This is a genomic window from Pinisolibacter sp. (assembly GCF_036782435.1).
Classification (GTDB): Bacteria; Pseudomonadota; Alphaproteobacteria; order Rhizobiales; family Ancalomicrobiaceae; genus CALBKH01.
Map to the genome: position 1 here is coordinate 1 of NZ_DAIPZB010000090.1, position 7,021 is coordinate 7,021.

General features: G+C 67.1%; 5 protein-coding genes. 2 read left to right on the plus strand and 3 right to left on the minus strand.

All coding sequences use genetic code 11. The features are described 5' to 3' along the window. Positions 1-267 precede the first annotated feature (267 nt). Both V7Q42_RS20990 and V7Q42_RS20995 read left to right on the plus strand, forming a co-directional pair. Positions 268-1,251 (plus strand): DUF4424 family protein, encoded by a 984-nt coding sequence (locus tag V7Q42_RS20990; RefSeq protein ID WP_333826221.1) that lies wholly within the window; start codon positions 268-270, stop codon positions 1,249-1,251. A gap of 220 nt (positions 1,252-1,471) precedes the next feature. Then, the gene (locus V7Q42_RS20995) at positions 1,472-2,893 is read left to right on the plus strand and encodes a bacteriohemerythrin (RefSeq protein WP_333826222.1); all 1,422 of its coding nucleotides are present in this window, start codon (positions 1,472-1,474) and stop codon (positions 2,891-2,893) included. A gap of 27 nt (positions 2,894-2,920) precedes the next feature. On the opposite strand, the gene hisG is transcribed toward V7Q42_RS20995, so the two are convergent. From hisG to hisS, 3 genes are read right to left on the minus strand one after another with little or no spacing between them, the layout of a single operon-like run. Next, the gene (gene hisG / locus V7Q42_RS21000) at positions 2,921-3,889 is read right to left on the minus strand and encodes an ATP phosphoribosyltransferase (RefSeq protein ID WP_333826223.1); all 969 of its coding nucleotides are present in this window, start codon (positions 3,887-3,889) and stop codon (positions 2,921-2,923) included. Continuing rightward, a complete protein-coding gene (locus V7Q42_RS21005) occupies positions 3,886-5,280 on the minus strand; it encodes an ATP phosphoribosyltransferase regulatory subunit (protein ID WP_333826224.1) in 1,395 nt (464 codons plus the stop codon). Before V7Q42_RS21005 ends, hisG begins: the two co-directional genes overlap by 4 nt. Positions 5,281-5,319: 39 nt before the next feature. Next, on the minus strand, positions 5,320-6,858 hold the full coding sequence (hisS, locus tag V7Q42_RS21010) for a histidine--tRNA ligase (RefSeq protein ID WP_333826225.1): 1,539 nt from the start codon (positions 6,856-6,858) through the stop codon (positions 5,320-5,322). Between the last annotated feature and the right edge of the window lie 163 nt (positions 6,859-7,021).

Here is a 7,021-nt window from a genome sequence, read left to right on the forward strand (position 1 = left end):
GTGGCGAAGTCGGGCGGGCCCGACTTCGCTGGGCGGCATGGACTTCTGATCGAAGTCTCCGTCGGAAAATGTGGAAAGGGCGGCTTCGGCCGCCCTTTCTGTTTCATGACCGTCGGTCGCGGGTGGTGAAGTCGGACGCCCCGATCGTACGGGGCGGCATGTCCGCACCGAGCGCCGACGAACGCGATTGTCTTCGCGCGGTCACACGTATCTATTCGTCTGTGATCGAGCGCTCTTTCGGCGCTCCCCTCGTTTCGGAGCACCGAGATGACCCGCCTCGCCGCCGCCCTCCTCGCCCTCGGCCTCGCGGCTCTTCCCGCCCGTGCCAACGACTCGACCGCCGAAGTCGGTGTCGGCGGACTGACGCTGGTGAAGTCCGACGCCATCGTCATGCAGAGCGAAGACCTCTTCGTCTCGGAGAAGAAGATCACCGTCGACTACGTCTTCCTCAACACCTCGGGCGCCGACATCGAGACGCTGGTGGCGTTCCCGCTGCCGGACGTCGTCTACGAGCCGGAGATGCGCGTCCCCGACTTCCTCGAGGAATTGGATTTCCGCACCACCGTCGACGGCAGGCCGCTGAAGCTCGACATCGTCCAGCAGGCGGTGGTGAACGGTCGTGACGTCTCGGATCGGGTGAAGGCCGCCGGCTTCCGCCTCCTCGCCGACTGGGAGAGCTTCAATGCGGCGGTGGAGAAGAAGACGCCGGCCGAGCGCGAGGCGCTTCTCGCCGAAGGGCTGCTCCGCAACGACGGCGACGAGCAATATCCCTATTGGCTCGCCGGCTGGGTGACCAAGACCACCGTCACCCGCACCCAGGTCTTCCCGGCGGGACGGCCGATCCGGGTCTCCCATGCCTACACGCCGCTCGCCGGCGGCTCGGTAGGCTCGATCTTGAAGCCGAGCCTGCGCAAGGACCCGGCGCTGGCCAAGGAGATCGCGGCGTTGCGTGCCAAATACTGCATCGACGACGATTTCGTCCGCGGCTTCGACGCCACCCAGGGCAAGAACCCGGAGCTGTTGCGCCCGGAGATCTGGGTCTCCTACGTGCTCACCTCCGGCGCCAACTGGAAGGGCCCGATCGGTCGCTTCCGCCTCGTCGTCGACAAGGGCGACGTCAAGAACCTCGTGAGCTTCTGCGCCACCGGCGTGAAGAAGATCGCCCCGACCCGCTTCGAAGTGGTCTACGACGACTTCACCCCGAAACAGGATCTGAACGTCCTCATCGTCCGGCCGCCGCAGGCCTATTGATCGCGCGGTCGATGTCGCCGCCTCCCCGTCTCCACCTGCCCCACCATCGCCGACCCGCCGCGAGACGGTCGGGAGAGCCCGAATCTCGGGCGGAAGATGTTTGTAATTTCGCGATTGGACGAAATGCGTAAGTAGAATCGAAAGGACGAACGAGTAGCATTCGACCGAATACCGGAACGACCGGGAGTCCGGAGCGGCACGCGACGGAGAGGGTGGCGTCGTGCAGTTCTTCTATTGGAACAGCAGCTTCGAGATCGGTATCCCGCTCATCGATGCGCAGCATCGTCGGCTGGTGGATCTGATCAACGAACTGGCGACGGCCATAACCGACGGCGGGAAACTGCCGCGGATCGAAGCGCTGATCCGTGAACTCATGGATTACGCCGGGAAACACTTCGCCGACGAAGAAAAGCTGCTGGAGCGTGCGCCGCTCGCCGACGGTGAGAAGTCGCGCCATCGCGAGGCCCATCACGGGTTCGTCGAGAAGGTCGCTCGCATCGCCGAACGCGACGATCTGTTGCAGGCCGACGTCGCCGAGCAGGTGTTGGAGTTTCTCGTCACCTGGCTCGTTTCACACATTCTCGGCTCCGATCGTAAGATCGGTCTGGCGCTGAAGCACGACGAGCGAGGCGAGGCGCCCGCCCGCGCGATCGAGTCTTCCGAGATTCCGACCGTCGAACAGGTGTTGATCGCCGCCCTCGGCGAGACCGAGCGTCGCTTCCGCCTGATTTCCGACTACGCACCGGCGATGATCTGGGTCTGCGCCCCCGACGGCGTACGCGGCTACGTCAATCGCTCGTGGTGCGAATTCGTCGGTCTCGACGAGCGGCGGAGCCTCGATTGCGACTGGTTCGATTTCGTCCATCCCGACGATCGTGGCGCCTACCGCGAGCGCATCGGCGCCCTTCTCGCCGCGCCGCGCGCCGATGAGATCGAATACCGTCTGCGTCGCGGCGATGGTGGCTACGCCTGGGTTCTCGAGCGAATCCTGCCTCGCACCGACAGTTCCGGGAGCTTCATGGGACTGATCGCGTCGGCCGTCGACGTCACCGCCATCAAGCGATCGGAAGAAGTGCTCTCCCGTGCCAACCGCCGGTTGGAGGAAGAGGTCGCGCGCCGCACGGAGGAACTTGAGCGGTTGATGCTGACCGATCCGCTCACCGGCATCGGCAACCGCCGTCTGCTCGTCGAGCGGCTGGAAGCGGCGATCGAACGGGCCAGCCGCGAGGCGAACGCGCTCGCGGCGGTCTTCATCGATCTCGACCACTTCAAGCGGATCAACGACCTCTACGGCCATCCGATCGGCGACCGCGTGCTGATCCGCGTCGCCGGGTGCCTGCGTGCCAACCTGCGCGACACGGATGTCGTCGGCCGCTACGGCGGTGAGGAATTCGTGGTTCTGTTGGAAGGTCTGCAGCACGATGGCGCGCTGCGCCTCGCCGAGCGTCTGCGCGCCGCGGTCGGCCGGATCCGCCTGCGCGAGGTCGAAGTCCCCGTTTCGGCCAGCGCCGGGGTCGCCCTGTGGCGATCGGGTGAGAGCGCCGACGCCTTCCTGGCGCGCGCCGATCAGGCCCTCTATCGCGCCAAACAGGCCGGCCGCGACCGGTGCGTCATGGCCGACGGCGAGCTCGAAGCGGCGTGACGATCCCCCGGCGGCCGAGGCTCCGGCTCACCCCAGCGCCGCGTCGAGCGCGTCGGCCATCTCGTTGGCGGCCGCGAACACCCAGTCGAGCTTCGACACGGTGACCATGTCGGCACCGCGGGCGCGCAACAGATCGGCGAGCGCCGCCACCTTGCCCGCCGGCACGTGCAGCGTCAGCGGCTGCCCGGCGACCGGCGCGCCGAAGGGCGCCACCGCACCGAGATCGGCGGCGGAAGCGATCGCTCCGGCCGCATCGTCGAGCCGGGTGCGCACCTCGCGCGAGCGCCGGGCGCGGGCTTCCGACGACACCCGGTCGAGGATGGCGCGGGCCTGGGCGCGGGCGAGATCCGACCACTGGGCCGTCTTCGAGGCGACGAGATGGGCCTGGCTCTTCAGGATGACGCCGTCGGCGAGGATCTTGAGGTTGTTGGCCACCAGCGTCGAGCCGGTCGTGGTGATGTCGACGATCGCCTCCGCCGCCCCGGCCGCCGGCGCGCCCTCGGTCGCGCCGAGGCTCTCGACGTTGCGATAGTCGGCGATGCCGTGCTCGGCGAAGAAGCGGCGGGTGGTGTTGAGATACTTCGTCGCGATCCTCAGCTGATGGCCGTGGCGGGCGCGGAATTCCGCCGCCACGTCGCCGAGATCGGCCATGGTGACGACGTCGATCCACGCCTTCGGCACCGCGACCACCACGTCGGCGTAGCCGAAGCCGAGTTCGGTGACGAGATGCACGCGGCTCGACCAGTCGGCGATGTTCTCGTGCACGAGGTCGAGGCCGGTGACGCCGAAATGGACGTTGCCCGCCGCGATCTCTCGTGTGATCTCCGAGGCCGAGAGGAAGGCGATCTCGACGCCGTCGATGCCGCCGAGCCGGCCGCGATAGTTGCGCGCCCCGCCCGGCTGCAGCACCGGCAGACCGGCGCGCTCGAAGAAGGCGTTGGTGTTCTCCTGCAGGCGGCCCTTGGAAGGCACACCGATGATCAGTCCGTCGGTCATCCGCGCTCTCCCAGTTCCTGGCCGTAGCCGGTCAGCCCCAAGCGATCGAGCCACATCGAGAAGCCGCAGGCCGCGACCGGCCGCGGGCTGCCGAGCCGCTCGATCAGGCCGTCGTAGCGGCCGCCGCCGATCACCGGCTTGTCGCCACCGAGAAGACCGCGATCGGCGTCGCGCATCTCGAAGACGAAGCCGGTGTAGTAGTCGAGGTTGCGACCGAAGTCGGCGCGGAACACCGGCCGATCGAGTTCGATGCCGCAATCGCGGAAGGCGTCGTTGCGTCGCGCGAAGAGATCGATCGCCGCGGTCATGTCGATCTTCACTTGCGCCTGGAAGGCGTCGAGCGCGTCGACGGCATGTTCCGGCGAACAGGTGATGGCGAGATAGCGGGTCAGGATGTCGCCGGCCTCCGCCGTCATGCCGCCGTCGGCGGCCAGCGCGGCCCGCTCCAGGAACCGTTCGGCGATCTCGTGGGCCGAGCGTCCGCCGACCGTGGCGATCCCGGCGAGCCCGAGCAGGTCCTCGACGAGGTTGCGCGCCTCGTCGGGGCGCGAACCGGCCAGCGCCGAGAGAATGCCGGCGTGGCGCAGTGCCTCGGCGTCGCCTTCGCCGGAGGCGAGCCGGCGGATGGTGGCGAGGAGCCGCTCCGGCGTGCCGAAGAGGCCGCGCAGACGGCGGCGCAGCGGCTGGGCGAGGCCGAGCCCGTCGAGGAGGGCGAGAAAAAGCCCCTCGTCGCCGATCTTCACCTGCGGCGCGTCGACGGCGAAGAGGTTCGCCGCCTCGTGCGCCAGCGCCAACACGTCGGCGTCGGCGGCGGCGCGATCGTCGTTGCCGAAGAGTTCGATGCCGGCCTGGAGGAACTCGGCGCTCTCGCCGGTCCGTTGACGGAACACCGGGCCGAAATAGCCGAGCGCCGCTTCGCGGCCGGCCTCGCCGTGCTCCAGATAGTGGCGGCAGATCGGGATGGTGAAGTCGGGGCGCAGGCACAGTTCCCGGCCCTCGACGTCCTGGGTCAGGAACAGCCGGCGGCGGATGTCCTCGCCGGCGGTGTCGAGGAAGAGATCGGCGGGCAACAGGATCGCCGGCTCGACCATCTCGGCTTCGACCTCGCGCTGGAACAGCGCGACGAGTTCGGCGGTCGGATCGAAGGCGGAGAGCTCCTCGCCATCGTGGCCCCGCCCCTCCAGAATGTCGTCTAGAGCCTCTAATGAGTAGATGCCCTCTTGCTCTAGCCGTTCGAGCATTTCCTGCGACGCTGCATCGACGTTCTGTTCTGTCGACAGGCGCGAGGATTCGTCGAGAGTTTGAGAAAGGGTTTCCGGTGTGAAGATGCCGGCCTTGGCCAACACCTCAAGCATTTCGGCCTCTCGGGCCTTCTTCGAGTTCGGCGCCATGGGGTCACTCCCGTGCGAGGCGTCGTGAAAGGGTGTCGTTCAATCGGCGGACGGCTTGCGGATCGTGCCGCCGTGGCCGGTCCAGATCTCGGCGACCGTCGCCACCATCTCGGCGACGGCGACCTCGACCTGCGCGGGGCGCGCCGCCTTCCATTCGGCGTTGGACTTGATCGCTTCGGCGGCCTTGGCGCCTTCGATCAGGTCCTTGATCTGGACGACGCCGGCCTCGCGCTCGTTCGAGCCCTGGATGATCACGCAAGGCGACTTGCGGCGGTCGGCGTATTTCATCTGCGCCTTCATGCCCGACGAGCCGAGATAGCACTCGGAGCGGATCCCGGCGTCGCGCAACTGCTTGGTCAGCGCCAGATAGGCGCCGACCTGATCGCGGTCCATCACCAGCACCACCACCGGGCCGAGGTCTTCGGACGCCGTGAGGATCGGGCTCTTGACCGCCTTCAGCGCCGTCATCAGCCGCGACACGCCGATCGAAAAGCCGGTCGCCGGCGCCGGTTCGGAGAGGAAGCGCGACACCAGCCCGTCGTAGCGCCCGCCGCCGCCGACCGAGCCGAAGCGGACGATCTCGCCCTTGTCGTTCGGCACCTCGAAGGTGAGTTCTACTTCGTAAACAGGGCCGGTGTAGTACTCGAGTCCACGGACCACCGATGGGTCGATGCGAATTCGATCAAAATCGTAGCCCGCTGTACACCATAGAGAAGCCATTTCTCTTAACTCGGATATACCCGTTACGCCAACCGGGCTTACGCCGACGCCAAACTGCCAATCATCGAGAAATGTGTTCCAGTAGTCGATCGCGGATTCGTCGGGATTCGGAAGTAATTTGAATCCGAAGTACATCCCAACACGTGCGATCTGTTCGTCATTGAGCCCCGCACCGGGCGTGAAGTCGCCGGACTGGTCGAGCCGCCCCTTGCCGAGCAGGTCGCGCACGCCCTCCGAGCCTACCTTGTCGAGCTTGTCGATGGCGCGCAGCACGGTCAGGCGCTTGTGGCCGTTCTCCTCGCCGGAAAGGCCGATCGCCTCCATGACGCCGTCGAGGACCTTGCGGTTGTTGACCTTGACCACGTACTGGCCACGGGCGAGCCCCACCGCCTCCATGGCGTCGGCCATCATCATGCAGATCTCGGCGTCGGCCGCGACCGAGGCCGCACCGACCGTGTCGGCGTCGAACTGCATGAACTGGCGGAAGCGGCCCGGACCCGGCTTCTCGTTGCGGAACACCCAGCCGACCCGGTAGCTGCGATAGGGCTTGGGAACTTGCGTCCAGTTCTCGGCGGCGTAGCGGGCGAGCGGCGCGGTCAGGTCGTAGCGCAAGCTCAGCCACTGCTCGTCGTCGTCCTGGACCGAGAAGACGCCCTCGTTCGGTCGGTCCTGATCCGGCAGGAATTTTCCCAGCGCGTCGGTGTATTCGACGAGCGGCGTCTCCACCGCCTCGAAGCCGTAGAGCTCGTAGATCTCGCGGATCTTGCCGAGCATCGCCTCGGTCGCCTTGACCTCGGCCGGACCGCGATCGACGAAGCCGCGCGGCACCCGCGCTTTCAGTTTCGTCTCGTTCGCCATCGATCCACCCGCTTTTCGAACACCAACACGAAAACCCGCGCGGTCGCGCGGGGTCGCGAGGTTCCTAGACCGGATCGCCGCGCCGGACAAGCGCCGCGCCGGCCGGTGCAGGGCAATCGCTCGAAACGTTCGGGGATTCCGGCATGGGCGTTGCCGTGATTCA

Excerpts from the sequence above, each read along its gene's own strand:
- hisG (WP_333826223.1), bottom strand. The coding sequence starts at position 3,889 with ATGACCGACGGACTGATCATCGGTGTGCCTTCCAAGGGCCGCCTGCAG.
- V7Q42_RS21005 (WP_333826224.1), bottom strand. The coding sequence starts at position 5,280 with ATGGCGCCGAACTCGAAGAAGGCCCGAGAGGCCGAAATGCTTGAGGTG.
- hisS (WP_333826225.1), bottom strand. The coding sequence starts at position 6,858 with ATGGCGAACGAGACGAAACTGAAAGCGCGGGTGCCGCGCGGCTTCGTC.
- V7Q42_RS20990 (WP_333826221.1), top strand. The coding sequence starts at position 268 with ATGACCCGCCTCGCCGCCGCCCTCCTCGCCCTCGGCCTCGCGGCTCTT.